General features: G+C 65.2%; 24 protein-coding genes. 14 read left to right on the forward strand and 10 right to left on the reverse strand.

Going from position 1 to position 26,211, the window contains the following annotated elements:
* Window positions 1-20: 20 nt before the first annotated feature.
* The 3 genes from FXN65_RS24405 to FXN65_RS24415 all read left to right on the forward strand — a co-directional run bounded on the left by FXN65_RS24405 (window position 21) and on the right by FXN65_RS24415 (window position 3,734).
* A complete protein-coding gene (locus tag FXN65_RS24405) occupies window positions 21-2,225 on the forward strand; it encodes an Ig-like domain-containing protein (protein WP_151137246.1) in 2,205 nt (734 codons plus the stop codon).
* Between the two features lie 269 nt (window positions 2,226-2,494).
* Window positions 2,495-3,313, forward strand: a complete 819-nt coding sequence (locus FXN65_RS24410) for an outer membrane protein OmpK (RefSeq protein ID WP_151137248.1) — start codon at window positions 2,495-2,497, stop codon at window positions 3,311-3,313.
* A gap of 109 nt (window positions 3,314-3,422) precedes the next feature.
* Entirely contained in the window at window positions 3,423-3,734 is a 312-nt protein-coding gene (locus FXN65_RS24415) for a hypothetical protein (RefSeq protein ID WP_151137250.1), read from the forward strand.
* 104 nt (window positions 3,735-3,838) lie between these two features.
* Here FXN65_RS24415 and FXN65_RS24420 read toward each other — a convergent pair whose 3' ends face one another.
* Window positions 3,839-5,284, reverse strand: a complete 1,446-nt coding sequence (locus FXN65_RS24420) for a sodium:solute symporter family protein (protein ID WP_151137252.1) — start codon at window positions 5,282-5,284, stop codon at window positions 3,839-3,841.
* A 384-nt stretch (window positions 5,285-5,668) separates the two neighbouring features.
* On the opposite strand from FXN65_RS24420, the gene FXN65_RS24425 reads away from it, so the two are divergent.
* From FXN65_RS24425 to FXN65_RS24435, 3 genes are all read left to right on the forward strand, one after another.
* Window positions 5,669-6,505: an arylamine N-acetyltransferase family protein gene (locus tag FXN65_RS24425; RefSeq protein WP_151137254.1), complete on the forward strand. Its 837-nt coding sequence runs from the start codon at window positions 5,669-5,671 to the stop codon at window positions 6,503-6,505.
* A gap of 148 nt (window positions 6,506-6,653) precedes the next feature.
* Entirely contained in the window at window positions 6,654-7,403 is a 750-nt protein-coding gene (locus FXN65_RS24430) for a phytanoyl-CoA dioxygenase family protein (RefSeq protein WP_394351257.1), read from the forward strand.
* A 497-nt stretch (window positions 7,404-7,900) separates the two neighbouring features.
* Entirely contained in the window at window positions 7,901-8,371 is a 471-nt protein-coding gene (locus tag FXN65_RS24435) for an LEA type 2 family protein (protein WP_151137259.1), read from the forward strand.
* 3 nt (window positions 8,372-8,374) lie between these two features.
* Here FXN65_RS24435 and cysC read toward each other — a convergent pair whose 3' ends face one another.
* Window positions 8,375-8,956 (reverse strand): adenylyl-sulfate kinase, encoded by a 582-nt coding sequence (gene cysC, locus FXN65_RS24440; protein ID WP_226282751.1) that lies wholly within the window; start codon window positions 8,954-8,956, stop codon window positions 8,375-8,377.
* A gap of 237 nt (window positions 8,957-9,193) precedes the next feature.
* Here cysC and FXN65_RS24445 point away from each other — a divergent pair, with 237 nt between their 5' ends.
* Window positions 9,194-9,535, forward strand: coding sequence for a zinc ribbon domain-containing protein YjdM (locus FXN65_RS24445; RefSeq protein WP_151137263.1), 342 nt, complete (start codon window positions 9,194-9,196; stop codon window positions 9,533-9,535).
* 190 nt (window positions 9,536-9,725) lie between these two features.
* Window positions 9,726-11,015, forward strand: a complete 1,290-nt coding sequence (locus FXN65_RS24450) for an NAD(P)/FAD-dependent oxidoreductase (protein WP_151137265.1) — start codon at window positions 9,726-9,728, stop codon at window positions 11,013-11,015.
* 131 nt (window positions 11,016-11,146) lie between these two features.
* Here FXN65_RS24450 and FXN65_RS24455 read toward each other — a convergent pair whose 3' ends face one another.
* The 3 genes from FXN65_RS24455 to FXN65_RS24465 all read right to left on the reverse strand — a co-directional run bounded on the left by FXN65_RS24455 (window position 11,147) and on the right by FXN65_RS24465 (window position 14,384).
* On the reverse strand, window positions 11,147-12,643 hold the full coding sequence (locus tag FXN65_RS24455; protein WP_151137267.1) for a CoA-acylating methylmalonate-semialdehyde dehydrogenase: 1,497 nt from the start codon (window positions 12,641-12,643) through the stop codon (window positions 11,147-11,149).
* A 107-nt stretch (window positions 12,644-12,750) separates the two neighbouring features.
* Window positions 12,751-13,038, reverse strand: coding sequence for a cupin domain-containing protein (locus FXN65_RS24460; protein WP_151137269.1), 288 nt, complete (start codon window positions 13,036-13,038; stop codon window positions 12,751-12,753).
* Window positions 13,038-14,384 carry an aspartate aminotransferase family protein gene (locus FXN65_RS24465; protein ID WP_151137271.1) on the reverse strand — a complete coding sequence of 449 codons (1,347 nt, stop codon included), beginning with the start codon at window positions 14,382-14,384 and terminating at the stop codon, window positions 13,038-13,040. The genes FXN65_RS24460 and FXN65_RS24465 overlap by 1 nt, the downstream gene beginning before the upstream one ends.
* A gap of 120 nt (window positions 14,385-14,504) precedes the next feature.
* On the opposite strand from FXN65_RS24465, the gene FXN65_RS24470 reads away from it, so the two are divergent.
* From FXN65_RS24470 to FXN65_RS24485, 4 genes are all read left to right on the forward strand, one after another.
* Window positions 14,505-15,425, forward strand: a complete 921-nt coding sequence (locus FXN65_RS24470; RefSeq protein WP_151137273.1) for a LysR family transcriptional regulator — start codon at window positions 14,505-14,507, stop codon at window positions 15,423-15,425.
* Between the two features lie 195 nt (window positions 15,426-15,620).
* On the forward strand, window positions 15,621-16,289 hold the full coding sequence (locus FXN65_RS24475) for a TetR/AcrR family transcriptional regulator (RefSeq protein WP_151137275.1): 669 nt from the start codon (window positions 15,621-15,623) through the stop codon (window positions 16,287-16,289).
* Window positions 16,289-16,873, forward strand: a complete 585-nt coding sequence (locus FXN65_RS24480) for an IMPACT family protein (RefSeq protein ID WP_151137277.1) — start codon at window positions 16,289-16,291, stop codon at window positions 16,871-16,873. The genes FXN65_RS24475 and FXN65_RS24480 overlap by 1 nt, the downstream gene beginning before the upstream one ends.
* Before the next feature lie 408 nt (window positions 16,874-17,281).
* A complete protein-coding gene (locus tag FXN65_RS24485) occupies window positions 17,282-18,232 on the forward strand; it encodes an adenosine deaminase (RefSeq protein ID WP_151137279.1) in 951 nt (316 codons plus the stop codon).
* A 124-nt stretch (window positions 18,233-18,356) separates the two neighbouring features.
* Here the strand turns inward: FXN65_RS24485 and FXN65_RS24490 are convergent, their stop codons facing one another.
* From FXN65_RS24490 to FXN65_RS24510, 5 genes are all read right to left on the reverse strand, one after another.
* On the reverse strand, window positions 18,357-19,010 hold the full coding sequence (locus FXN65_RS24490) for a 7-cyano-7-deazaguanine/7-aminomethyl-7-deazaguanine transporter (protein ID WP_151137281.1): 654 nt from the start codon (window positions 19,008-19,010) through the stop codon (window positions 18,357-18,359).
* Between the two features lie 172 nt (window positions 19,011-19,182).
* Window positions 19,183-19,716, reverse strand: a complete 534-nt coding sequence (locus tag FXN65_RS24495) for a cytochrome b/b6 domain-containing protein (protein ID WP_151137283.1) — start codon at window positions 19,714-19,716, stop codon at window positions 19,183-19,185.
* Between the two features lie 3 nt (window positions 19,717-19,719).
* On the reverse strand, window positions 19,720-19,986 hold the full coding sequence (locus FXN65_RS24500; RefSeq protein WP_151137285.1) for a PepSY domain-containing protein: 267 nt from the start codon (window positions 19,984-19,986) through the stop codon (window positions 19,720-19,722).
* A gap of 120 nt (window positions 19,987-20,106) precedes the next feature.
* Window positions 20,107-22,647 (reverse strand): PAS domain S-box protein, encoded by a 2,541-nt coding sequence (locus tag FXN65_RS24505; RefSeq protein WP_151137287.1) that lies wholly within the window; start codon window positions 22,645-22,647, stop codon window positions 20,107-20,109.
* Between the two features lie 170 nt (window positions 22,648-22,817).
* On the reverse strand, window positions 22,818-23,732 hold the full coding sequence (locus FXN65_RS24510; RefSeq protein ID WP_151137289.1) for a LysR family transcriptional regulator: 915 nt from the start codon (window positions 23,730-23,732) through the stop codon (window positions 22,818-22,820).
* Between the two features lie 101 nt (window positions 23,733-23,833).
* Here FXN65_RS24510 and FXN65_RS24515 point away from each other — a divergent pair, with 101 nt between their 5' ends.
* Entirely contained in the window at window positions 23,834-24,847 is a 1,014-nt protein-coding gene (locus tag FXN65_RS24515) for a zinc-binding alcohol dehydrogenase family protein (RefSeq protein WP_151137291.1), read from the forward strand.
* Window positions 24,848-25,100: 253 nt separating this feature from the next.
* Window positions 25,101-26,114, forward strand: a complete 1,014-nt coding sequence (locus tag FXN65_RS24520; protein WP_151137293.1) for a PAS domain-containing protein — start codon at window positions 25,101-25,103, stop codon at window positions 26,112-26,114.
* Window positions 26,115-26,211 lie beyond the last annotated feature (97 nt).

The following is a 26,211-nucleotide window of genomic DNA, read 5'->3' on the forward strand; positions in this document are numbered from 1 at the left end:
GCGGGTGAACGGAGGCAGTCATGTTCAAATGGCCAGGAATACTCACCGTGGCGCTGGGCCTGCTCATCGGCCTGCCGGTCGCCGAGGCGCAACTGGCAGCGGTGGACCTTGGCCCCTATACCGCCGCCAGCGGCTACTTTCCGCGCTGGTACCAGGACGACCTGGGCGTGCCCCTGGAGCTGTGCCTGTCCAAGGCGCGCAGCTCGCGGGTGCCGGGCAGCTTCATGTGCACGCTGCTGCCGACCCCCGGTGTCTTCGACGGCGCCAAGCCAATCGCCTTCCCCGCCAACTTCCCCGATGAAAGCTTCTGGATGCTCGCGGAAACCGCCATCGACGACCCCGGCAACGGGCTGCAGCTGGATACCTACGTGGCCGGTGTCGAGGCGGCCTTCGCCGCCGAGGTGCCGCGCCAGGGCGACCAGCAGAGCTTCGCGCGCATCCGCATCCGCGCCACGGTTCCGGTGGCCGGGACCTACACCGTCACCCACCCCTATGGCGTGGACACCTTCACGGTCACCGCGCCCGGCCGGCGCGCGATCAACCTGACCCGCGACATCGGCATCGGCGCACCCGGCGACTTCACTGGCGCCCTGGCCGGCGACATCGGCCCCTTCCTCCATCGTGACGGCCCGCTGTACACGGAAACCAACCCGGAAACCGGCGAGACGGAAACTTTCATCGGCGACCCGAACCTGGCCGAGCGAGTGACCGGCAGCCCCTTCGGCACCAACTTCATACGCATCGACGGGCCCAACGGGCTGTCCATCGAAACCGACCTGTTCAACCTGTCCGGCAAGGTGTTCACCGGCGGCATCGCCAGCCAGATCGGCGTCGACCGCGCGACCTACAGCCGCGATGCCCAGCGCACCTGGATATCGGTGTTCGCCAACTCCGGCGCCAATGCCACCCTGTGCTTCCGCGAGAGCCTCGAGCTGGTGGGCGACCCGCCGTCACCCTGCCAGTTCCAGATGACCGGCGATGGCAGCGGCCACTTCTTCGGCCAGGACATCGCCCCGGCCAGCCTGCCGCCCTTCGTGCTGGTCACCGCCAATGACACCAACGCCTCGGCGACCACCCAGACCCAGCCGCTGGTCGACGTCGTCAACATCACCCAGGCCCGCTACTCCTGGCCGGACAAGACGCTGACGGTAGAGGCGCGCTCCAGCGATGAAGTCGAGATTCCGACCATGGTGACCGAGGGCTTCGGACGCTTGCTGCCGGTCAGTGGCGCGACCCAGCGCCTGGTGGCCGTGGGCATCGAGCAGCCGCCGGCGAAGATCACGGTGAAGTCCGCCGCAGGCGGCAGGGACACCGAGTTCGTGGTCATCGAAGGCAGCCCCTTCCCCCGTCCGGCCAACCAGCCGCCCGTGGCCAATCCGGACAGCGCCAGCACCACCGCCGGCGTGCCGTTGACCCTGGCCCTGACCGCCAACGACAGCGACCCGGACGGCAACCTGCCGCTGATCATCGACAACGTTGGCAGCGTCGCCATTGGCAACCTGGTGCAGAGCGGCAACGGCTCGGTGATCTACAACCCGCCAGCGCAGGTCGCCACGACACAGACGCTGACCTTCACCTATCAGGTCCGAGACAATCTCGGTGCCCTCTCCGTCCCGGCCCTGGTGACCCTCACCGTGCGGCCGAACCTGGCGCCGGTGGTCGCCAACGACACCGCCACCACCAGCGCCGGCGCGCCGGTGACGATCAATGTCCTGGCCAATGACGCGGACCCGGAAGGCAACGCCATGACCGTGGTGAACCTGACCCAGCCGGCGGCCGGGAGCGGAACCGCCAGCACCAATGGCACGACGGTGACCTACGCCCCGCCGGCAAGCCTGAACGCCCCCTTGACCGTCACCTTCACCTACCAGGTGCAGGACGCCATCGGCGCCGCCTCGACCACCGCAACGGTGACCGTGACGGTGAACCCGGCGACGGCCGCCGATACCCTGGCGATCACCACTGCGAACGCGAAGACAGGCAACAACGGGCGCGCTTCCTGGGACATCCAGGGCACCACGTCGCGGCCCCAGGGCAACCAGATCCGCATCGAGGTCACCACGACGCGGGGCGTGGTGCAGCTGGGCACCGCCACCCCGGCCGGCAATGGCCGCTGGAGACTGTCGGTGAACAACTCCACCACCTTCATCCCCAGTGCCACCCCCAGCGCTACGGTCCGTTCCACCTTCGGCGGCGTGAGTACCGCACCGATCAGCCTGCGCTGAGGGTCCGCCTCCAGTTACCCCCGGCCGCGCGATGCGCGCCGGGGGATTCTCTTGTCCGGGGTTGCTGGGACGCAAACACTGTGGGAACGGATTCTTTCGCGCGTCTCCCCGGTGGTCGGCGACTGCACAGGAAATGCACATCAGTGCTTGAAAAACCGCGATATCCCCCGATAATCGCGCCCCCTGCCCTCCCTGCCTCGCAGGCGGCCATGACCAACCAGTCAAGTTTCCACACAGATGGAAACGCTAAAGAACCATTGGAACCCGTGATGAATCGCGCTCTTTCTTCCCTGATGCTCGCCGGCGGCCTGCTGGCGGCCGGCAACGCCCTGGCCGACGGCCCCCTGCTGTGGCAGGACAACAGCCTGACCTACCTGTACGGCCAGAATTTCCAGATCAACCCGGAAACCCAGCAGACCTTCACCTTCGAGCACGCCAGCGGCTGGACCTTCGGCGACCTGTTCATCTTCGTCGACCAGATCAACTACAACGGCGAGGAAGACGCGAACCTGGGCAAGAACACCTACTACGGTGAAATCTCCCCGCGCCTGTCCTTCGGCAAGATGTTCGACCAGCAGCTGGAATTCGGCCCCATCAGCGACGTGCTGCTGGCCGCCACCTACGAGCGTGGCGAGAACCGTAACCAGAACTACCTGCTCGGCCCGGGCTTCGACCTCAAGGTCCCCGGCTTCGACTACTTCCAGTTGAACTTCTACTACCGCAAGCCCGACGGCATCACCAACAACCCGTCCGGCCAGTGGCAGGTCACCCCGGTGTGGTCCTACACCATTCCGGTGGGTAACTCCGACGTCGTCATCGACGGTTTCATGGACTGGGTGTGGAACAACAAGGACGCCACCTCCGACCGTCCGAACGACCTGCACGCCAACCTGCACTTCAACCCGCAGATCAAGTACGACCTGGGCAAGGCCATGGGCTGGAGCGCGGTTAAGCACTTCTACGTCGGCATCGAGTACGACTACTGGAAGAACAAGTACGCCATCGACGACAACAGCTTCCTCGGCGACGAGATCCTCGGCGGCACCGACCAGAACACCTTCAGCCTGCTGGCCAAGGTGCACTTCTGATATCCGTGGGGCCCGTCGCAATGGCGGGCCCCTCTGGCTTGCGCCACTGGGGAAGGCGGGTGGAGAATGCGCGACAGTCTCAGCCTGCAGTCAGACAAGGAATCCATCGATGGCCAGCGACAGCACCCAAGCCTCTCCTCGCACCCGGGGTGAGAACCTGGTTACTTGCGGCTGGATAGCCCTGGCGACTGCCATCCCCGTCAGCTGCATCTTCTCCAGCGAACCCTTCGACTTCTCCGCCGGCCTCGCCGCGCTTTCCCTGATCAGCCTCTGCGCCGCCTTTGCCTGCTGGCCGAAGCTCTTCATCACACCGATCAACTACCGCAAGCTCTGTGACGAAGTGCCCCGTAGCAGCTCCATCGCCATGGCCGTATTCGTGGCGCTGACCGTGCTGCGTGGTTTTGTCGAACTGGTGGCCTGATTTCTACGGACGCGGTATCCCCCTAGGCCCTGGTGCATCGTTTCCCGTTCCAGTGCCCATGAAAAAGCCCCGCACTTGGCGGGGCTTTTTCATGCTTGGGTCGATCAGGCGTTAGCCGGAGTCGCACCGATGATCTCGGCACGGCTGCGCACGAACTGCGGCAGCAACGAGCCCACGACCATGCCCAGGACACTGAACAGCAGGCCGGCCAGTTGCGGCGGCCAGAAGTCGGTTTCGGCATAGGTCGCTTCCAGGAAGATCCAGGACACCAGACCGAGGGTGATGGCGACCAGGGCGCCCTGGGTGGTGGCGCGCTTCCAGAACAGGCCGGCGAACAGCGGTACCACGGCAGCGACCAGAGTCACCTTGTAGGCGTTGCCCACCATCTCGTAGATGCTCGCATCCGAGTACAGGGCGAACAGCGAGGTCGCGATGGTCATCGCGATCACGCTCAGGCGCATGGCCAGCAGGAACTGACGGTCGTTCATGTTGGGGATGAAGCGCTTGAGCACGTTCTCGGTGAAGGTCACCGACGGTGCCAGCAGGGTGCCGGAGGCAGTGGACATGATGGCCGACAGCAGCGCACCGAAGAACATGATCTGCGCGAACAGCGGCGTGCGCTCCATGATCAGGTGCGGCAGGATCATCTGCGAGTCTTCGGCCAGCCACTTCTGCACCATGGCCGGGTCGATCAGCGAAGCGGCGTAGGTCAGGAAAATCGGCAACATGCAGAAGGACAGGTAGAACACGGCGCCGGTCATGGAAGCGCGGGCGGCGATGTTCTCGGTCTTGGCCGACATCACGCGGGCGTACACGTCCTGCTGCGGGATGGAACCGAACATCATGGTCACGGCCGCGCCGATGAAGGCGACGATATCCCGCGGCTCGAAACCGTGCATGAATGTGAACTTGCCTTCGCTGGCGGCATGGCTGATCACCACGTCGGCGCCACCGGCCATGTCACCGATCAGCCAGGTCAGGTACACCAGGCCGACGACGATGATGATCATCTGCATGAAGTCGGTCAGGGCCACGGACCACATACCCCCGAACAGGGTGTAGAGCAGCACGATGCCGGTGCCGATCAGCATGCCCTGGGTGGTGGTGATGGAGCCATCGGACAGCACGTTGAACACCAGGCCCAGTGCGGTGAGCTGTGCAGCCACCCAGCCCAGATAGGAACCGATGATGACCAGGCTGGTGATCATCTCGACGTTCGGACCGAAGCGCTTCCTGAAGAAGTCGCCGATGGTCAGCAGGTTCATGCGGTACAGCGGACGGGCGAACACCAGGCCCACCAGCATCAGGCAACCGAAGGAACCGAAGGGATCCTCGATGATTCCGGCGAATCCTTCCTCGATGAAGCTCGCGGGAATACCCAGCACGGCTTCCGAGCCGAACCAGGTGGCGAACACCATCGCCGCGACCAGGGGGAAGGACATGCTCCGGCCGCCGGCCGCGAAGTCCTTGGAGTTTTTCACACGGGTGGACGCGTAGAAACCGACACCAACGGTGACCAGCAGGTATACCGCAACAAACCAGATCAGCATTTGTTCTTGTTCCAGAGGCACGCCCGTCGGGCCGGACCCTGGGAGGCAGGTGTCGCGGCTGACGGAGTTTTTGTTATTGACGGCGAAGCCCGGCACGGAGCGAACCGGGCGGTTACCACGGAGGCGCAGTCTGCCAAAGACGTAAAATATGTCAAACAATTACGACGTCCATGAGCAGAAAAATCGACAGAATGCCTGTGCGAACATGCCGTAGCGATAAACTCAATACATTGATTTAAAAGACAAATTAACGTCAGCTTGTGACCCATCAGTTTTTTATTTTTTACAGGCGCCGTTGATTAACAAAGACACCACGCTACCGTTCGTCGCCGTACAGGAAGCATCTGCTAGCATCCACGCGTCACTCTCATGGAGCCGCTCCGCATGTACGCGCTGACCCCGCAGCAGACCGAGGCCTATCTGCGCCACCTGGACACCCCCGCTCCGCAGCGTCCCGACCTCGCCAGCCTGAATCGGCTGATCGCCGCCCACCAGCAACGGGTGGCTTTCGAGAACGTCGATGTCCTGCTCGACCGCCCCATACGCATCGACGCCGATGCTGTGTTCGCCAAGGTGGTGGAGCGTGGCCGCGGCGGTTACTGCTACGAGCTGAACAACCTCTTCGCGCGCCTGCTGCTCGCCCTCGGTTTCGAGGTCGAACTACTGGGTGGCCGGGTGCGCTGGGGCCTGCCACTGGACGCCCCGCAGACCATGCTCTCCCACCTGATGCTGCGCGTGCTGCTGCCGGAAGGTCCGCACCTGGCGGATGTCGGTTTCGGCTCCGCCACCCCCTGGCGCGCCGTCCCCCTCGACGGGCCGATGCCCGATGACCTGCCTTATCGGCTGAGCCCCCAGGGCGACGGCACGGGCGAAGTGCAATTGGAGAACTTCCGCGCCGAGACGGGCTGGGCGGCCTGCTACCGCTTCGGCGCAGAGGTGAACGCCTGGGTCGATTGCATCCCGCGCAACTGGTACACCGCCACCCACCCCGACAGCGTTTTCCGCAAGATGCTGATGACCGCCCGCAGCGAGGGCGAATGGCGCCTGACCCTGGCCAATGGCAGCCTCAACAGGCGCCACCGCGACGGTCGCCTGGAAAGCCGCAAGATCGAAGATGCCGCCGAGTTGGTCGGCGTGCTGCAGAACGACTTCCTGCTGAATCTCACCGATGACGAGATCGAGCCGCTGCGACTGCGCCTGGCCGGCCTGCTGGAAGGCTGACGGCATGCGCTGTGCGCATCGCAGTTCCGTGCCGAACGGCCTGGTGCGCGCCGCGCCCCCCTACGATGGAGTCCCGGGTTCGAGTGGTGGACCGGTGGAGCGTGGTCCACCCTTGTAGGTAAATCCCGCCGCGCAGGAGGACATGCCCATGTCCACCGCCGCCCGCCTCGATGCCCTGCACGAGCAGGGCTTCACCCTCCTCCCCGGCGTGCTCGACGCCACCTCCGTCGCCACCCTGCGCCAGCTGATGGACCAACTCCAGCCCGTCCACTGGGACTATCTCGGGCTGCTGGACGATCACTTCAAGTGTGTGTTCAACCGGGGGCCGGAATGGCTGCCCTGGCTCGACCTGCCCGGCGTGATCGACCTGGCCGAAGCGGCACTGGGTGAGGATTGCCATGTGATTGGGCAGACCGCCTGGCGCTGCCATCCGGGCTTCATTGGCGCCGAGTTGCACCTGGATCACCTGGCGATGGAGCTGCCGGAAAGCCTGCTGGCCGATCCGTCATTCAAGCTGCCGATTCAGGTCTGCACCGCGCACCTGTACCTCGACGATATCGACGCCGACCTCTGCCCTACCCTGGTGATCCCCGGCAGCCACCGCGCCGGCCGCAAACCCCGGTCCGGAGAACCCCATTGGCACGGCAAAGCGGCCGAGCCCGTGCTGTGCCAGGCGGGCGATGTGCTGATGTTCCGCAGCGAGCTCTGGCACGCCGGCAGCCGCAATCGCACCCACGACCGCAGCCGCTACCTGCTGCAGGTGCACTACGGACGGCGCATGGTGGCGCAGAAGTTCTCGCCCTACCTGGACTTCCGTTTCAACCCGCAGGTGCTCGCGGCCTGCACGCCGCGCCAGCGCCGGCTGCTGGGCGACCACGAAGCTGCCGAGTACGACTGACGCCGAAAAACCGAGCAAGCGCTCCCAACCCAGCCCCCATGGGCGACCCAGGCACTTATCCCGAAGATATCCACAGGAACGCCCACAGTTTTTGTGGGCAGTACACTTTCTTGCGCGACGCGCTACCCGCCCCTTGTGGGAGCGAATTCATTCGCGAATCTCCCCGGCATCGCAACCTGCCCCGCAAACCGCCGCAGGCACCTGGACAAAATACGTCCACCTCACTGAAAGCCACGCAACTCAAGCCCTCCAGCCATTCACCCCAAAGCTATCCACAGCTTGCCCCACAGAATCCGTGGGTATCCGCACCGGACTGCAGACGCGGCAGGGTTGCACCCCCTTCGCCCAGGAAACGAGCAACCCGGACCAGCCCCTGTAGCACGGGCGCTGGCGCAATCCATCCAGACGATATCCACAGCTCGCTCCACAGAAAATGTGGGCACGTCGATGCCGGGCTGTTCTTTACTCAAGGCAAGTCTTCACGCAGGAATCCATCCATGCGCGCAGTCAGCCCCGTCGCCCTGCTGCTGGCCTTGCTGCTCCTGACCGGATGCGCCGGTTTTGGCCAGCGCGACCCCTTGCAGGTGGACCTGGTGGGCATGGAGCCGATCCACGGCGAGGGCATGGAAATGCGCTTCAACCTCAAGTTGCGGGTGCAGAACCCCAATGAAAGCGCGATCCATTACAGCGGCATCGCCCTGGAACTGGACCTCAACGACCTGCCGCTAGCCAGCGGCGTCAGCAGCCAGGACGGCACGGTAGAGGGTTTCGGGGAAAAGCTGATCGAAGTGCCCGTGACCATTTCCGCCTTCTCGGTGCTGCGCCAGACCTGGAACCTTGCCGGCGGAAGCCCGATCCAGAACGTCCCCTATGCCTTGCGCGGCAAACTGGGTGGCGGTTTCTGGGGAACCCGGCGCTTTTCCGATGCCGGCGTGTTGAGCATCCCCGAGCCCATCGACACGCCCTGAGCCTCAGTTGCTCAGGATGAACCCGAGCAGTTCGTGGATCGCCAGTGGCAGCGCGGTCGCCTCGGTGTCCACTTCCCAGTCCGCATCGAGTGGCGGCTCGTAGGGGCTGTCCAGGCCGGTGAAGTTACGAATGCGCCCTTCCAGCGCCGCCTGGTACAGCCCTTTGGGGTCGCGGCGGGCGCAAGCGTCGAACGAGGTGCTGACGTAGACAGTGGAGAACTCCCCCGGCGCGAACATCTGCCGCGCCGCCTCGCGATCGGCGCGAAACGGCGAGATGGCGGAGACGATCACCACCAGCCCCGCATCCACCATCAGCCGCGCCACCTCGGCGATGCGCCGGACGTTCTCGCGGCGATCCTCTGCCGACATGCCGAGATCCCGGCACAGGCCGCCGCGCAGGTTGTCGCCATCCAGCACATAGGTGTGCAGGCCACGGGCGTTGAGTTCCACTTCCAGCGCATTGGCCAAGGTGGACTTGCCCGAGCCGGACAGGCCGGTCAGCCAGATGCAGCGCGGTCGCTGATGCTTGATCGACGCCCTGGCCCGTGCCGAAAGAGCCAGCGCATAGGGCGTTGCCTTACTCATAACCCAACCACTCATAGTCACGTTCATGGGCCCGCAGCATTGCACCCTCGTTGCGGGCACGACCCTCGATTTCTCCGAGCAGGGAGACTAGCAGCCGTTTTTCCCGAGAAGATCTGGATAGGGTCAAGTCGGAAAAGCATCCGATACATCTGACATACGAAATCGCAGAAACGGGCAAGGCAGTGGCAAAACCCTATATAATTCGTGGTTTTTCGTGACACCGAAGTCGAGGTCCCCATGAGCACCCTGCCGCCCTGCCCCAAATGCAACTCCGAATACACCTACGAAGACGGCGCGATGCTGATCTGCCCCGAGTGCGCCCACGAGTGGTCCGCTGACGCCAGCGCCGAGACCGCCGGTGATGACAAGGTGATCAAGGACTCCGTCGGCAACGTCCTGCAGGACGGCGACACCGTCACCGTGATCAAGGACCTCAAGGTCAAGGGCTCGTCCCTGGTGGTGAAGGTCGGCACCAAGGTGAAGAACATCCGCCTGGTGGACGGCGACCACGACATCGATTGCAAGATCGATGGCATCGGCGCGATGAAGCTGAAGTCGGAATTCGTGCGCAAGGTCTGAGTCGCGAATCCACCCCGAAAAAGCCCGGCCTGTGCCGGGCTTTTTTGTGGGCCGGGCAGCGCCTTGCCTCCTCTCCCGCTGTCATTCCGTCCTGGACTGACATGCGGAGGATTTTTCGGTTGTCCTCCATCGCCCCACCAAGCTAAACAGTCGTTCAACGAGCAGCAGGACGCCAGCGCAGGAACGACTGATGAGCCCCCAATTCCCCAAGACCTACTACGAAGCCACGGTCGATCGGACCGCCTACCCTGCCCATTCGGGCCGCACCGACGCCAGGGTATGCATCCTCGGTGGTGGGCTGGCTGGGCTGTCCACCGCCCTGGGGCTGGCCGAGCGCGGCGTCACCGACGTGGTGGTGCTGGAATCCCATGACGTCGGCCACGGCGCCTCGGGACGCAATGGCGGCTTCGTCTTCGGCGGCTACAGCCTGGGCAACGCCGATCTGCTGGCCACCCTGGGCGCCGAGGAGGCGCGTCGCCTGTATCAACTCACCCTCGATGCGGTCGAACTGATCCGCCACCGCAGCCGCCACTACGGCATCGACTGCGACCTGGTGGACAAGGGCGTGATCCTCGCCAACTGGTTCAACGACCCCGCACGCCTGGAAACCCCGCGCCAGCTGATGAAGCAGGCCTACGGGGTGAACTGGGAATACATCCCGCCCGGTGAGCTGAAGGAAAAGCTCCGGACCGGGCGCTACTTCGGCGGCCTGCTGGAACGCAACGCCTTCCACTTCCATCCGCTCAAGTACGTCTGTGGCATCGCCCGGACGCTGGCCGGCCTGGGTGTCCGCCTCCACGAACGATCCCCCGCCCTGGCCATCGAGAAGCGCGCCGGCAAGTTCGTGGTCAGAACGGCGGGCGGCGAGGTGCACGCCGAGCATGTGGTGTTCTCCGGCGGCGGCTATGCACGCGGCCTCCATCGCCCCGTCGAGCGCGCGGTGCTGCCCATCGCCACCTACGTGGTCGCCACCGAGCCGCTGGGCGCGCGTCTTGCTGAAGCCATCGATTGCGAGTCGGCGGTCTACGACACCCGCTTCGCCTTCGACTACTACCGACCGCTGCAGGACAGCCGGATTCTCTGGGGCGGCCGCATCTCCATCCTCGACCGCAACCCTGACGCCATCGCCAGGCTGTTGAAGGCCGACCTCGTATCGGTCTATCCACAGCTGGAAGAGGCTGAAATCGAGTACTCCTGGGGCGGTCTGATGAGTTATGGCCGCCATCAGATGGCGCAGATCGGCCAGGACGCCGACGGCATCTGGCACGCGGTGGGCTTCGGGGGCCACGGCATGGCGCCGACCACAGTGGCGGGCGAGGTGCTGGCCGATGCCATCGCCAACGCCGCGCCGATTCCCGCCGGATTCAACCGATTCGGCCTGACCCGCACCTTCGGCCTCGCCGGACTGCTGGCCGCGCAGATGACCTACACCGCCTTCCAGGCTCGCGATGCGTTCGATGCGCGACGGTTGAATCGGTAATCGCGCGCGGTTGGACTGGCGTGATGGGTATCGCGGAGCTCACCCCATCCTACGAGGCGGTGCTTCGTACTGCGAAACCCATCAAATGAAAAAGCCCGGCATTAGCCGGGCCTTTTCATTCAACACATCACTCAGCCGTTGCTGGGGAACGCGAACTGCGCGGCCTCGTGGCTGGCGCGCTGCGGCCAGCGCTGGGTGATGGCCTTGCGGCGGGTGTAGAAGCGCACGCCGTCCGGGCCGTAGGCGTGCAGGTCGCCGAACAGCGAGCGCTTCCAGCCGCCGAAGCTGTGGTAGGCCACCGGCACCGGCAGCGGCACGTTGACGCCGACCATCCCCACTTCGATCTCGTCGCAGAACAGGCGGGCGGCTTCACCGTCGCGGGTGAAGATGCAGGTGCCGTTGCCGTATTCGTGGTCGTTGATCAGCTGCATGGCCTCTTCCAGGCTGCCGACGCGGACGATGCAGAGCACCGGGCCGAAGATTTCTTCCTGGTAGATGCGCATGTCGGCTTTGACGTTGTCGAACAGGGTGCCGCCAACGAAGTAACCGTCTTCATGGCCGGCCACGCGGTAGCCGCGGCCATCCACCACCAGCTTGGCGCCAGCGGCCACGCCGTCGTCGATGTAGCCGACCACCTTGTCGCGGGCAGCGGCGGTGACCAGAGGCCCCATGTCCAGGCCGCAGTTGGTGCCGGCGCCGATCTTCAGGCCCTTGATCTGCGGAACGATCTTGTCCACCAGGGCATCGGCGATCTGGTCGCCCACGCACACGGCCACGGAGATGGCCATGCAGCGCTCGCCACAGGAGCCGTAGGCGGCGCCCATCAGTGCGCTGACGGCGTTGTCGAGGTCAGCGTCAGGCATCAGCACGGCGTGGTTCTTGGCCCCGCCCAGGGCCTGCACACGCTTGCCGCGCTTGGTGCCTTCGGCATAGATGTACTCGGCGATCGGGGTCGAGCCAACGAAGCTCAGCGCCTTCACTTCGGGGGCCTCGATCAGCGCGTCCACGGCTTCCTTGTCGCCGTTGACCACGTTCAGCACGCCCTTGGGCAGGCCGGCCTGGTGGAACAGCTCGGCGATCAGCAGGGTGGAGCTGGGGTCACGCTCGGAGGGCTTCAAGATGAAGGTGTTGCCGCAGGCGATGGCCAGCGGGTACATCCACAGCGGCACCATGGCCGGGAAGTTGAACGGGGTGATGCCGGCGACCACGCCCAGCGGCTGGAAGTCGCTCCAGGCGTCGATGTTCGGGCCGACGTTGCGGGTGTATTCGCCCTTGAGGATTTCCGGGGCGGCGCAGGCGTACTCGACGTTCTCGATACCGCGCTTGAGCTCACCGGCGGCGTCTTCCAGGGTCTTGCCGTGTTCTTCGGCGATCAGTCTGGAGATCACCGCTTCGTTGGCTTCCAGCAGTTGCTTGAAGCGGAACAGCACCTGGGCACGCTTGGCCGGCGGGGTGTTGCGCCAGGCCGGGAAGGCCGCCTTGGCGGCATCGATGGCCTGCTGGATGGTGGCGCGGCTGGCCAGGCCGACCTTGCGGTGGGCTTCGCCGGTGGACGGGTTGAACACGTCCGCGGTGCGGCCTTGGTCGTCGATGCGTTCGCCGTTGATCAGGTGCGGGATGAGGCTCATGGGTGGGGTCTCTTGTAGGGCTTTTGTCTTTGCGGCGCCGGAAGCTCGGAGTGGGGAATTTCCCTCGCCCCAGCCCTCTCCCAGAGGGAGAGGGGGCTGTCCGTGCGCTATTTCAATTCGGTTTCCACGAAGACCACTTCGTGGTCGCTGGCGTTGATCACGTTGTGTTCGACGCCTGCCTTGCGGAAGTAGCTCTGGCCGGCCACCAGGGGGGCGTGCTTGTCGCCCTCCGGGGTTTCCAGCAGCAGGGTGCCGTTGGTCATCGGCACCACCACGTAGTCGTAGCCGTGGCAGTGGCGACCGGTTTCGGCACCGGGGGCGAAGCGCCACTCGGTGACGATCACCTCGTCGTTATCCACCTGCACGGTGGGCACGGCCTGCGGGCGCTGGCTCATCAATTCACGCCCTGCAGGGCCTGGCCGACGGCATCGAACAGGCGGTCGAGCTCTTCCGGCTTGGCGTTGAAGGTCGGGCCGAACTGCAGGGTGTCGCCACCGAAGCGCACGTAGAAGCCGGCCTTCCACAGGGCCATGCCGGCCTCGAACGGACGGACGATGGCGTCGCCGTCACGCGGGGCGATCTGCAGGGCACCGGCCAGGCCGCAGTTGCGGATGTCGATGACGTGCTTGGCGCCCTTCAGGCCGTGGATGGCCTTCTCGAAGTGCGGGGCCAGTTCGGCGGATTGCTGCACCAGGTTTTCCTTCTCCAGCAGGTCCAGGGCAGCGAGGCCAGCGGCGCAGGCGACCGGGTGCGCGGAGTAGGTGTAGCCGTGGGTGAACTCGACGGCGTACTCGGGCGTCGCCTGGTTCATGAAGGTCTGGTAGATCTCGCGGCTGGCGATCACCGCGCCCATGGGGATGGCACCGTTGGTGACTTGCTTGGCCACGTTCATCAGGTCCGGGGTCACGCCGAAGTATTCAGCGCCGGTCATCTTGCCCATGCGGCCGAAGGCAGTGATCACTTCGTCGAAGATCAGCAGGATGTTGTGCTGGTCGCAGATTTCGCGCAGACGCTGCAGGTAGCCCACCGGCGGCACGATCACGCCAGCGGAGCCGGACATCGGCTCGACGATCACGGCGGCGATGTTGGACGCGTCGTGCAGTTCAATCAGTTTCAGCAATTCGTTGGCCAGTTCCACGCCGCCGGTTTCGGCCGCGCCCCGGGTGAAGGCCAGGCCCGGCTGCAGGGTGTGCGGCAGGTGGTCGACGTCCATCAGCTGGCCGAACATCTTGCGGTTACCGCCGATACCGCCCAGCGCGGTGCCGGCGACGTTCACGCCGTGGTAGCCACGGGCGCGGCCGATCAGCTTGGTCTTCTGCGGCTGGCCTTTCAGGCGCCAGTAGGCGCGGGCCATCTTGATGGAGGTGTCGGCGCACTCGGAGCCGGAACCGGTGAAGAACACGTGGTTCAGTTCGCCGGGAGTCAGGTTGGCGATCTTCTCGGCCAGCTGGAAGGACAGCGGGTGGCCGTACTGGAAGCCAGGAGAGTAGTCGAGGGTGCCGAGCTGCCTGGCCACGGCTTCCTGGATTTCCTTGCGCGAGTGACCGGCGCCGCAGGTCCACAGACCGGAGAGGCTGTCGTACACGCGACGGCCCTGATCGTCGATCAGCCAGCTACCTTCGGCGGCGACGATAAGACGCGGGTCGCGCTGGAAGTTGCGGTTGGCGGAAAACGGCATCCAGTGAGCGTCCAGCTTGAGTTGGCTGGCGAGAGGAAGCTGGGCGGTCTGCGGCATGTTCATGTATGGCCTCGAAAGTGTCTTGTTCTGAGGAACGACGCGCTACTTGCTGCCGACATTGCCACGGGCATAAAGTCACGAAAATCCAACTTTTCAAATCTTTAGGTTAGAGGTTGCTAAACCATGAGTAGCCGCCGTTCCGAGCCACTGGCGCAGGTGAGCGATTTCGATATCCGCCTGTTGCGCATCTTTCGCAGCGTGGTGGAATGCGGTGGATTCTCCGCTGCCGAGAGCGTGCTGGGCATCGGTCGTTCGGCCATCAGCCAACAGATGAGCGATCTGGAACAACGCCTCGGCCTGCGTCTGTGCCAGCGCGGACGTGCCGGTTTCGCCCTGACCGAGGAAGGCCGCGAGGTGTACCAGTCGTCCTTGCAGCTGCTGGCGTCGCTGGAAACCTTCCGGACGGAGGTCAACGGCCTGCACCAGCACCTGCGCGGCGAGCTGAACATCGGCCTCACCGACAACCTGGTGACATTGCCGCACATGCGCATCACCCATGCGCTGTCGCGCCTGAAGGAGCGCGGACCGGACGTGCAGATCAACATCCGCATGACGCCGCCCAGCGAGGTGGAACAGGGGGTGCTCGACGGCCGCCTGCACGTCGGCGTGGTGCCGCAGACCGCCGCCCTCTCCGGTCTGGAATACCAGCCCCTGTACAGCGAGCGCTCGCTGCTCTACTGCGCCGTGGGCCATCCACTGTTCTATGTGGACGATGCGCAACTTCGCGACGACCGCCTGAACCAGCAGGACGCCATCGCCCCCACCTTCCGCCTGCCGGCGGATATCCAGGCGCACTACCAGGTGCTCAACAGCACGGCCAGCGCCTCGGACCGCGAGGGCATGGCCTTCCTCATCCTCACCGGCCGCTACATCGGCTACCTGCCGGACCACTACGCGAGCTTCTGGGTACAACAAGGGCGGCTGCGGGCGCTGAAACCGGCGACGCGCTTCTACGACCTGTCGCTGTCTTCGGTGACCCGCAAGGGCCGCCGGCCGCACCTGGTGCTGGAGAGCTTCCTGGAGGCGCTGGCAGCGACGAGCTGACATCCAGCCGTGCGGATTCATTCGCGAATGAATTCGCTCCCACGACGAGAGCCTCCCGGCAGCCGCTCAAGCCCCATTCCGGTGCAGCCCGGACAATTCCGCGAATAACCTGACCAGTGCTCCAGTTTTGCTTGTAGGCGCGGTCATCCTGGGTTATCAGTGCTGTCGCCAACCCCCTCTTGAATAAGGAAGCCTATGACTTCACTGGTGCCCGCCCACAGCCCGAATCCTCCCGCCAAGCCCGCCGGCCGCATTCGTCAGAAGAACGAAGAGCTGATCCTCGCCGCCGCGGAGGAGGAGTTCGCCCGCCACGGCTTCAAGGGCACCAGCATGAACACCATCGCCCTGCGCGCCGGGCTGCCCAAGGCCAACCTGCACTACTACTTCAGCAACAAGCTGGGCCTGTACATCGCCGTACTGAGCAACCACCTGGAACTCTGGGACAGCACCTTCAACACCCTCACCGCCGAAGACGACCCGGCCGAGGCGCTGGCCCGCTACATCCGCGCCAAGATGGAGTTCTCCCGTCGCCACCCGCTGGCTTCGAAGATCTTCGCCATGGAAATCATCAGTGGCGGCAGCTGCCTGGAAGCCCACTTCGATCAGGACTACCGCACCTGGTTCAAGGGGCGCGCCGGGGTATTCGAAGCCTGGATCGCCGCCGGCAAGATGGACCCGGTGGACCCGGTGAACCTGATCTTCCTGCTCTGGGGCAGCACCCAGCACTACGCCGACTTCAACACCCAGATCTGCCGCGTCACTGGCCGCAAGCGCCTGACCAGGGACGACTTCGAAGCGGCCACGCAGAACCTCATCCAGATCATCCTCAAGGGTTGCGGCCTGACTCCGCCCGCGACTGCCTGATGCCGTTCACCCTGTCCGCTCCCGCCGAGTACCGCGAGGAGATCAAGAAGAGCCGCTTCATCGCCCATGCCGCGCAGGTGGCCAGCGTCGAGGAAGCGCAGGCGTTCATCGCGCGCCTGTCAGAGCCTGGCGCCTCGCACAACTGCTGGGCCTGGAAGCTGGGCAACCTGTACCGTTTCAGTGACGACGGCGAACCCGGCGGCACCGCCGGACGCCCGATCCTCGCCGCTATCGAAGGCCAGGACTGCGACCAGGTGGCGGTGCTGGTGATCCGTTACTACGGCGGTATCCAGCTCGGCACCGGCGGCCTCGCCCGCGCCTACGGCGGCAGCGCCGCGAAATGCCTGCAAGGTGGCGAGCGCGTGGAGCTGGTGGCGCGCAGCCGCATCAGGTGCCATCCCGGTTTTGCCGAACTGCCGTTATTGAAGGCTCGCCTCGCCGACTTCGAAGCGCTGGTAGAAAGTGAACGCTTCGATGCCGAAGGCGCCGAGCTGATCATGGCCCTGCCCGAGGGCCGCATTGCCGGGTTCGAGCAGGTCCTGCGAGATATCAGCCGGGGCCGGCTGGAAGTCAAGCGGCTCTGACCCCTCGAATACCACCCACATTTTCTGTGGAGCCTGCTGTGGATAACTCGTGGGCTTTTGCCTGGAACGCCGCAGCGGCGCGGCTTTGCGAGAACTGCTCGCATTTTGCCCAGTACCCGGCCTGTTTCCTGCCCCAAACTTAAGCACTTGATATTTGGTGCATTCCTCCGCGCACCAATGCAGCGCAGCAAGCGCTCGGCAGGTCCGCCCTTGTCCACGCTCAACGGGGAAAAGGTTGTGGATAAGCTTGGGAATATCCGCCGCAGCCCAAGGCTGGCGAGCCTTGCGGAGCATTGATCAAAAAACGAACAGAACCAGCCAGACGAAGTGCGCTTGCCCCTGGCGAATGAATCCGCCCGAACAACAGGTAAACTTTCCGCCATTCCCGCCTGATGAAGAGAACCCACCATGTACGAATGGCTGAATGCCCTGCCCAAGGCTGAACTGCACCTGCACCTGGAGGGTTCGCTGGAACCCGAACTGCTGTTCGCCCTGGCCGAACGCAACAAGGTGGCGCTGCCCTGGGCCGACGTGGAAACCCTGCGCAAAGCTTACGCCTTCAACAACCTGCAGGAGTTCCTCGATCTCTACTACGCCGGCGCCGATGTGCTGCGCACCGAGCAGGACTTCTACGACCTCACCTGGGCCTACCTGCAACGCTGCAAGGCGCAGAACGTGATCCACACCGAGCCATTCTTCGACCCGCAGACCCACACCGATCGCGGCATTCCCTTCGACGTGGTGCTGTCCGGCATCCGCCAGGCCCTGGAAGATGGCCGCGAACAACTGGGCATCAGTTCCGGGCTGATCCTCAGCTTCCTGCGTCACCTGTCCGAAGAGGAAGCACAGAAGACCCTCGACCAGGCCCTGCCCTTCCGCGACGCGTTCATTGCCGTCGGCCTGGACAGCTCGGAAAAGGGCCATCCGCCGAGCAAGTTCCAACGCGTGTTCGACCGCGCCCGTGCCGAGGGCTTTCTCACCGTCGCCCACGCCGGCGAAGAAGGGCCGCCGGAATACATCTGGGAAGCCCTGGACCTGCTCAAGATCGAGCGTATCGACCACGGCGTGCGCGCCATCGAGGACGAGCGGCTGATGCAACGCATCATCGACGAGCAGATTCCCCTCACCGTCTGCCCGCTGTCCAACATCAAGCTCTGCGTGTTCGACCACATGCGCCAGCACAACATCCTCGACATGCTGGAGCGCGGCGTGAAGGTAACGGTGAACTCCGACGACCCGGCGTACTTTGGCGGCTACGTCACGGAGAACTTCGCCGCCCTGCACGAGCACCTGGGCATGACCGAGGACCAGGCCAAACGCCTGGCGCAGAACAGTCTGGATGCGCGGCTGATCAAATAAGGCGGCATCCGCTGCGGACTGAATTCGCAGGGAGCGTTGTGCGCACCGACTCCGGGATCGATTCAGCACCCTGTCAATCCGCTGGTGCGCACGGCGCACCCTGGCGGATCGGCTTCGGCGTTTCCTACAGCGAAGGTGCCGGGCGCGGTGTCAGCAACCGCAGGACGCCGCCGAGCAGCACGCCGTAAAGCGGCACGAAGAGCACCAGGCTGATGGCCAGCTTTACGCCGTAGTCCACGGTGGCGATTTCCACCCAGTTCGCCGCCATGAAGGGATTGTCGCTGCGCCAGAAGGCCACGGAGAAGAAGGCGAAGGTGTCCAGCAGGTTGCCGGCGATGGTCGAGGCTACCGGCGCGATCCACCACTGGCGCATTTGCCGCAGGCGGTCGAAGACCTGGATATCCAGCACCTGGCCCAGCACGTAGGCGAGGAAGCTGGCCAGGGAGATGCGGGCGACGAAGAGGTTGAATTCGCCGAGTGCAGCAAAACCCTGGAAGCTCGCTTCCTGGAACAGCACCGAGACCACATAGGACGCCAGCAATGCCGGGACCATGACCCGCGCGATGACCCGGCGCGCAGCCTGCTTGCCCATCAGTCGAACGGTCAGGTCGGTGGCCAGGAAGATGAAGGGAAAGCTGAACGCGCCCCAGGTGGTGTGCCAGCCGAACAGGGTGATCGGCAGTTGCACCAGGTAATTGCTGGCGATGACGATCAGGATGTGAAAGGCGATCAGGCCGGCCAGTGCCGGGCGCCAGACCGTGGGAGAAATTGCAGGCATGGTGATTTGCATCCTTTTTGCCGATGGGGTGAGGGAACCCATGCCGCGGCCCCCTGGCCGACGACGGCGCGCATTCTAACTTGACCCGTGCGTCAGGAAAAGACGGATCGTCCGGGCGCATGCACAAGTGGCGAAAAAGACAGTGCATACGAAAAAGGCCGCGATGCGGCCCTTAGTCGTGAAGCGTCTTGCGTCGCCCCGTCACCATCGACCAGGGCAGGTTCTCGCGCGTGCGCACGCTTTCCACCAGCGCGGCACCAACGTGCAGGCAAGCCAGCCAGAACAGGCTGTCGGCCATGAAGACATGGATATCCCGGGGCAGGTCCTCGCCCCAGAAGTAGTCGACTTCTTCCATCAGAAAGCCGGTGACGCCCAGGCCCACCATCAGCACCAGCATGAGGATCATCACCAGCCCGCCCAGGGGCGAGTGGCCCAGGCGGTGCATGTGACCACCTGTGAGCAGCGCCTTGGCGTGGGCCACCAGGCGCGCCGGATGCGGCCAGAAGTCCGCCCAGCGCGCCGGCTGGGGGCCGACGAAGCCCCAGGCCAGGCGCACCAGCACCACCGCCACGGCGTAATAGCCGAGCCAGCGGTGCCAGCCGTCACCCGCCTCATTGAGGAAGTAGTCGCCGATGAAGGCGGCCACCAGGGACCAGTGGCCGATCCGCACCACCGGGTCCCAGAGGCGAACGGTCTCGGCGCTCACGGTTTAGTCCTCGATCTCCTGCTTGACCACCTTGCCGTCGACCGGGTTGAAGTAGATCTCGACCTTGCGCTTGTCCTTGTCCCAGCCGTAGATCTCGTAGCAGTTGCCGGCGGTGACCTTGAACTTCTTGATGTCGTAGCCCTGGGCCTTGAGATCGTCCTGGAACTTGGTCTGGTCTTGCCAGGTTGCCTTGTCGGCGCTGGTGCATTCGGTCTTGGCAAAGGTCAGCGGGCTGACAAGGGCCAGGGAAACGAGCAGGAGCTTACGCATGGTATTGACCTCGATTTTTGCGTTGTAAGGCGAAAGGCAATGCAAGGGTTTCTCATTCACTGCCAAGACGAAGGAGATTAGGCCAGGCCTTGGCGGCTGTCATATATCGGTCCGCCGATCTCAGCGGTGTTCGACAGCGAATTGTCCACGACCTGCGTGTTTGGCCCGGTAGCAAGCTGTATCAGCCTGTTTCAGGAGCTCTGCAGGTTGCGCGTTGGCGCTGTGGATGCAGGCGATGCCGACGCTGGCGCCGACGCGGAATTCCTGCCCTTCCCAGGTCAGTACCAGGCCCTGGATCTGCGCGATGAGCCGCGCCGCCAGCAGTTCTGCCTGGGGCAGCGGGCAACTGCGCAGGATCAGCGCGAACTCGTCGCCGCCCAGCCGCGCCAACTGATCGCCGGCCCGTACCTGGGCCTGCATAAGCCTGGCGAGCTGGCGCAGCAGTTCGTCCCCGGCGGCGTGGCCTGCACTGTCGTTGACTTGCTTGAAGCGGTCCAGGTCGATGAAGCAGAGCACGCTGTTGCCGTCGTTCTGGAGCACGTCGCGACAGCTTTCGGCCAGGGCGTCCTCGAAGGCCGAACGGTTCAGCAGCCCGGTCAGGGCGTCGTGGGTGGCGGCATAGCGCAGGTGCTTCTGCATGGCCCGGGCTTCGCTGACGTCGGTGAGCACCAGCACGCTGCCCAGCAGGGTGCCGTCACCGGCGCGCATGGGCGCGGCCTGGCCACGCAGCGCGATGGCGCCACCGGCCGGATGGCGCAGCGAAGCCAGCCCCTGGAGGCTGGCGGCGCTGCCCTGTTCCAGGCAGTCGCGCACCGGGTTGGGCACCAGGCGGCCGTCTTCGCCTTCCAGCAGCAGCACCTGTTCGATGGGCAGTCCCTGGGCCTCGTCGCTGCGCCAGCCACTGAGACGCTCGGCCACCGGGTTGAGGAAGCTGACCCGGCCTTCCAGGTCGGTGGTGATGACGCCGTCGCCGATGGCATCGAGGGTCACCTGCAAGCGTTCGCGCTCGTCGCGCAAGCGCTCGGCGAGCTGGCGCAATTCACTGACGTCCCAATTGGTGCCGACCAAGCGCAGCGGCCGGCCCTGGGCATCGCAGACCAGTCGGGCGTGGCCCTTGAGCACGCGCTGGGCGCCGTCGCCACGGCGGATTCGGAACTCGATGTCCAGGCGCCGGCTGCCTTCCCGTGCGGCCAGCACTTCGCGCTCGGCACGGGCGGCGTCATCCGGATGCAGGTGGGCACGCCAGTCCGCGTAGGAGAGTTCGCCACCCGCCGCGCGGCCATAGAGGCGGTACATGCCTTCATCCCAGAGCAGGCGGTCGCTGGCCAGGTCCCATTCCCAGACGCCAACGCCACTGGCCTCGGTGGCCACCGAGTAGCGCCGCGCCAGCACCGCTTCACGCTCCTCGGCACGCTTGCGGCGATCGATGTCTTCGATCTGCGAGATGAAATACAGCGGCTCCCCGTCGTGGTCGCGCACCAGCGATACGGCCAGCAGGCCCCAGATCTCCCGCCCGCTCTTGTGCAGGTAGCGCTTCTCCAGGCGGTAGCTGTGGCGGCGGCCAGCGATGACTTCCCGCACCAGTTCGAGATCGCCGGCGAGATCGTCCGGGTGAGTGACGTCCTGGAAGTTCAGGGCGGAAAGTTCTGTTTCTTCGTAGCCGAGCATCTCGCAGAGTGCGTGATTGACTCGTTGCCAGCGGCCATCCAGCCCCACCAGGGCCATGCCGATGGCGGAGTGGTCCATGGCATCGCGAAAGCGCGTTTCACTGGCCGCCAGCTCGCGGCGACGCTTGCGCAGTTGTTCCACGGCCGAGGCCAGCATCAGGGCTGGCAGCAATGCCAGCAGCAGCGGCAGGTAGATCAGCAGGTCGCGCCAGCCCTTATCCAGCGCCGGCGTTTCGAGCAGCCCGAGGGCGATGATCAACCCACCGCTCACCGAAGCCAGCGCCACCAGCAGTGCGGTGCTGGCGAAGGTCAGGCGGACTGCCGCGATCATCAGCGGCAGGGCCAGGTAGACGAAGGGAAACGGCAACAGCAGCAAGGCGAAAGGGGTGCCCAGCACCACCACGCCGCCATAGAGCAACAGCTCGCGCCGGCGGCGTTCACCGAGGAATTCCCTCCAGCCCTGCTGGCGCATCCAAACGGCCAGGGGTAACACCGAGACGGCGCCGAGCATGGCGCCCTCGACCCAGTACATCCAGCCACGCTCGAAGGAGCCCACGCCCTGCCAGGCGAGGATGCTCGCCCCCAGGCTGGCACCCGCCAACGGCGGCAACAGGGCGCCGAAGAAGATGAACTGGAGGAAGGCGCCCGGACTTTCGTTCATCCGCAATGCGGCGCCGCTGACCCGCAGCAGGGCGGCCGCGAGGATGACCTCCAGCAGATTCGGCGGGACGAAGCTGGCCGCCATGGCCAGGGGATCGCCGAAGGCGAGGTTGGCCAGCAGATCGGCCAGCATCGCCGCCACCAGCAGGGGTGGCCAGCGGCGAAGGGGCTGGTCCCACAGCAGCGCCACGGCGAAGGCATTGGCGTACCAGAGGGTGGCGATGCTGCCGGGCTGGCGCGACAGCCAGACGGCCCCCATGGCCAGCAGCAGGTAGCCGAAGAACACCAGCAGCAGCGTTGGAAGAAGGGGTCCCGGCTCGCGGATGCGCGGCATCAGTCGAGTCTCCAGCGGCTGGCGCCGGGCACGGGCCCGGCAGGGATCAGGCAGGTCAGGGTCGGGTCAGCCACGGGAACCTCCATGCGGCCACGGCTTATCCAGACGATAGCGGAACCTGGGTTACGAGCAATTCGATGCTCAGACGCCGACCTCGCCACGCCCGACACTCAACTCCAAGGCGCGCCGACGAGCAGCGTGGCACAGCGCGTCTGGACGAACTCGCGGAGCAGTCGCACGGGCTTGCTGAGTTGGGCGCGATGGGCGCAGATCAGGTTCAGCGGCGTAGCCTGGCCGAGGTACTGCGGCAGCACCAGCTCCAGGCGCCCGGCGCGGACGTCTTCGGCCACGTCCAGCCAGGACTTGTAGATGATCCCCAGCCCCGACAGCGCCCAGCGCCGTACCACATCGGCATCGTCGCAGACGCGGTTGCCGGTCACCGCCACCACCTGCTCGCGCCGTCCCTCGCTGAAGGTCCAGCGGTCGTGGACACGTCCTCCCAGTTGATAGAGCAGGCAGTTGTGGTCACTCAGCTCTTCCGGTTGGCGCGGACGACCATGACGCTCCAGGTAGGCCGGCGCGGCGCAGAGCACACGACGATTGCCGGGCACCAGGGGCAGCGCCACCAGGCTGGAGTCTTCCGGCTCGCCATAGCGGATGGCGATGTCCACCGACTGGCGGAACAGGTCGGCGACCCGGTCGCTGAGGTGCAGGCGAATGGCCAGGCGCGGGTGCTCGCGTTGGAAGTCATCAAGCCAGGGCACCAGCACATTGCGGCCGAAATCCGAGGGCACCGATAGCTGCAGCACCCCGGCGATGTCTTCGCGTCCGCCCGCCAGTTGCCGCTGCCCCTCCTCCAGACTGGTCAGGGCGTTGCGCGCGTGGACGAGGAATTGCTCGCCCTCGGGCGTCAGGCGCAGGCTGCGGGTGGACCGGGCGAACAGGCGCACCTCCAGCTGCTGCTCCAGGCGTTTGAGCGCTGCGCTGGCCACGGCAGGCGAAACATCCAGCTTGCGGGCGGCGGCCGAGAGGCTACCGTGGTCAGCGGTGCTGACGAACAGGGCGAGATCGTCGAGGCGCAGCATTTTCAAATCCTTATTGAAAGACTGTCGTTTTCTAGCCGATTTTTCTTGTTTGCGGAATAACCGAACATGGGGCCCATCCAGCCCTCACGCGGAGAATCCCGATGAAAGCCGTCGCCTACTTCCACAACCTGCCCATAGATAACCCCGAGTCCCTGCAAGACATCGTGCTGCCCGAGCCGCAACCGGGCCCCCGCGACCTGCTCGTGGAAGTCCGCGCCATTTCGGTAAATCCGGTGGATACCAAGATCCGTCGCAACGTCGCGCCGGAAGCCGGCCAGCCCAAGGTGCTGGGCTGGGATGTGGCGGGCGTGGTGAAGGCGGTGGGCAGCCAAGTGACCCTGTTCCAGCCGGGCGACCGGGTGTTCTACGCCGGAGATCTGACCCGTCCGGGCGGCAATGCCGAGCGCCATCGGGTCGACGAGCGCATCGTCGGCCACATGCCCAAAAGCCTGGACTTCGCCCAGGCCGCCGCCCTGCCGCTGACCTCAATCACCGCCTGGGAGCTGTTGTTCGATCGCCTGCAGATCGCCGAAGGCAAGGCCGACCAGGGCCAGAGCCTGCTGGTGGTGGGCGCTGCCGGTGGCGTGGGCTCGATCCTCGTGCAACTCGCCCGCCAGCTCACCGGCCTGAGGGTGATCGGCACTGCCTCGCGCCCGGAAACCCAGGCCTGGGTCCGCGAACTGGGCGCCCACCATGTGCTGGACCACAGCAAGCCGCTGGCCGAGGAACTGCGCCGCGTCGGCCTGCCGCAGGTCACCCACGTCGCCAGCCTGACCCAGACCGACCAGCACCTGGACCAGCTGGTGGACGCCCTGGCGCCCCAGGGCCGTCTCGGCCTGATCGACGACCCGGCTTCACTGGACGTGGCCAAGCTCAAGCGCAAGAGCCTGTCTCTGCACTGGGAGTTCATGTACACCCGGTCGATGTTCCAGACGCCGGACATCCTCGAGCAGCACCGCTTGCTGGAGCGGGTCAGCCAGCTGATCGATGCCGGCGTGCTGAAAACCACGGTGGGCGAGCACTTCGGCGCCATCAACGCCGCCAACCTGCGCCACGCCCACGCCCTGCTGGAGAGCGGCAAGGCCAAGGGCAAGATCGTGCTCGAAGGTTTCTGAGCCAGTTGCAGGGCAGGCCTGCGGCCTGCATTGGCGATTGAAATCGCTACTACGGCAAGAGCGCCCGCACGCTTTTGTGGGCGCGAATTGATTCGCGAATGGCTGCATAACGGCCCCGTGGACTCGACGGGGCTGACCGGCGAGCGGATGCGCTGGCGAACGGTCCGGTACGCGGGTGTGAAGAGACTAGACTTTTCCTGGTTTCGCCTGCGGCCGGCCGCGCCGCATTGTCTCTTCTCCGCCGGGGTTCAGGATGCATCCCACCCTCGCCCGGCCCGCCATTCTCGCGGGCCTCTACCTGCTGTGCGCCGCCGCCTGGCTGCTGGCCTGGGGCACGGGGCCGCTCGGCACCTTCGGACTCATCCTGCTCACCACCCTGCTGATCTTCTTCCTCGAACGCCGCCACCGCATGGGACGCGAGCGACTGCGCCAGGGCCTGCGACGCACCAGCCTGCAACTGGAGCAGGCACAGCGCGACGCTACCCTCGGCAACTGGGAATATGACCGCGGATTCTCCTGGAGCCCCGGCGCCCAACGCATCCTCGGCTGTGGTGGCGAAGACAACGTCGACGGCCTGCTGAACCGCGTCCACCCGGCCGACCGCAGCGGTGTGCAGCGTGCGCTGGAATCGCTGATTCTTCACGGTGCCGCACTGACAGTGAACGCACGCCTGAACCTGCCCAGTGACCAGCAACCGGTCTGGCTCGCCCTGCGCGGTGAAGCGCAGCCCGACGGCCGCGCCTTCGGCACGGTGCAGGACATCAGCCACCAGAAGCGCGATGAAGAAGCCTTGCGCGCCAGCGAGCTGCGCTTTCGCCAACTGTTCGAGCAGACCCCGCGCATCGCCGTACAGGGCTACGACCGCCAGCGCCGGGTGATCTACTGGAACCGCGCCAGCGAGCAGCTCTACGGCTACTCGGTGGACCAGGCCATGGGGCGTCATCTGGAAGAGCTGATCATCCCGCCGGCCATGCGCGACCAGGTGATCGCCGACATCAACAACTGGCTGATCGGCGGCGCGGCCATTCCTGCCAGCGAGCTGACCCTGCAACGCCGCGACGGCAGTCCGGTGACGGTATTCTCCAGCCACCTGCTGCTGCGCAACCTGCACAACCAGTTGGAGCTCTACTGCGTGGACATCGACTTCAGCGCCCTGAAGTCCGCGCGGGACGCGCTTCGCCAGAGCGAAAATCGTTACCAGGCGTTGCTGGAAAGCATCGGCCGACGTGCTCCCGAAGGCCAATCAAGCGGCGGAGAACAAGGCTAGTACGGGCGCCGCCGACCACCAGTCGGCTGCTTGATCCAGGACATTTTCTGCTATCTCGGCGGGTCTACACTCACTTTCCCCGCCACTTGAAAGGGAG

The organism is Pseudomonas lalkuanensis (genome assembly GCF_008807375.1).
GTDB lineage: Bacteria > Pseudomonadota > Gammaproteobacteria > Pseudomonadales > Pseudomonadaceae > Metapseudomonas > Metapseudomonas lalkuanensis.

Coding starts and splice junctions, on each gene's coding strand:
- FXN65_RS24405 (WP_151137246.1), top strand. CDS start 21: ATGTTCAAATGGCCAGGAATACTCACCGTGGCGCTGGGCCTGCTCATC.
- FXN65_RS24410 (WP_151137248.1), top strand. CDS start 2,495: ATGAATCGCGCTCTTTCTTCCCTGATGCTCGCCGGCGGCCTGCTGGCG.
- FXN65_RS24415 (WP_151137250.1), top strand. CDS start 3,423: ATGGCCAGCGACAGCACCCAAGCCTCTCCTCGCACCCGGGGTGAGAAC.
- FXN65_RS24420 (WP_151137252.1), bottom strand. CDS start 5,284: ATGCTGATCTGGTTTGTTGCGGTATACCTGCTGGTCACCGTTGGTGTC.
- FXN65_RS24425 (WP_151137254.1), top strand. CDS start 5,669: ATGTACGCGCTGACCCCGCAGCAGACCGAGGCCTATCTGCGCCACCTG.
- FXN65_RS24430 (WP_394351257.1), top strand. CDS start 6,654: ATGTCCACCGCCGCCCGCCTCGATGCCCTGCACGAGCAGGGCTTCACC.
- FXN65_RS24435 (WP_151137259.1), top strand. CDS start 7,901: ATGCGCGCAGTCAGCCCCGTCGCCCTGCTGCTGGCCTTGCTGCTCCTG.
- cysC (WP_226282751.1), bottom strand. CDS start 8,956: ATGAGTAAGGCAACGCCCTATGCGCTGGCTCTTTCGGCACGGGCCAGG.
- FXN65_RS24445 (WP_151137263.1), top strand. CDS start 9,194: ATGAGCACCCTGCCGCCCTGCCCCAAATGCAACTCCGAATACACCTAC.
- FXN65_RS24450 (WP_151137265.1), top strand. CDS start 9,726: ATGAGCCCCCAATTCCCCAAGACCTACTACGAAGCCACGGTCGATCGG.
- FXN65_RS24455 (WP_151137267.1), bottom strand. CDS start 12,643: ATGAGCCTCATCCCGCACCTGATCAACGGCGAACGCATCGACGACCAA.
- FXN65_RS24460 (WP_151137269.1), bottom strand. CDS start 13,038: ATGAGCCAGCGCCCGCAGGCCGTGCCCACCGTGCAGGTGGATAACGAC.
- FXN65_RS24465 (WP_151137271.1), bottom strand. CDS start 14,384: ATGAACATGCCGCAGACCGCCCAGCTTCCTCTCGCCAGCCAACTCAAG.
- FXN65_RS24470 (WP_151137273.1), top strand. CDS start 14,505: ATGAGTAGCCGCCGTTCCGAGCCACTGGCGCAGGTGAGCGATTTCGAT.
- FXN65_RS24475 (WP_151137275.1), top strand. CDS start 15,621: ATGACTTCACTGGTGCCCGCCCACAGCCCGAATCCTCCCGCCAAGCCC.
- FXN65_RS24480 (WP_151137277.1), top strand. CDS start 16,289: ATGCCGTTCACCCTGTCCGCTCCCGCCGAGTACCGCGAGGAGATCAAG.
- FXN65_RS24485 (WP_151137279.1), top strand. CDS start 17,282: ATGTACGAATGGCTGAATGCCCTGCCCAAGGCTGAACTGCACCTGCAC.
- FXN65_RS24490 (WP_151137281.1), bottom strand. CDS start 19,010: ATGCCTGCAATTTCTCCCACGGTCTGGCGCCCGGCACTGGCCGGCCTG.
- FXN65_RS24500 (WP_151137285.1), bottom strand. CDS start 19,986: ATGCGTAAGCTCCTGCTCGTTTCCCTGGCCCTTGTCAGCCCGCTGACC.
- FXN65_RS24505 (WP_151137287.1), bottom strand. CDS start 22,647: ATGCCGCGCATCCGCGAGCCGGGACCCCTTCTTCCAACGCTGCTGCTG.
- FXN65_RS24510 (WP_151137289.1), bottom strand. CDS start 23,732: ATGCTGCGCCTCGACGATCTCGCCCTGTTCGTCAGCACCGCTGACCAC.
- FXN65_RS24515 (WP_151137291.1), top strand. CDS start 23,834: ATGAAAGCCGTCGCCTACTTCCACAACCTGCCCATAGATAACCCCGAG.
- FXN65_RS24520 (WP_151137293.1), top strand. CDS start 25,101: ATGCATCCCACCCTCGCCCGGCCCGCCATTCTCGCGGGCCTCTACCTG.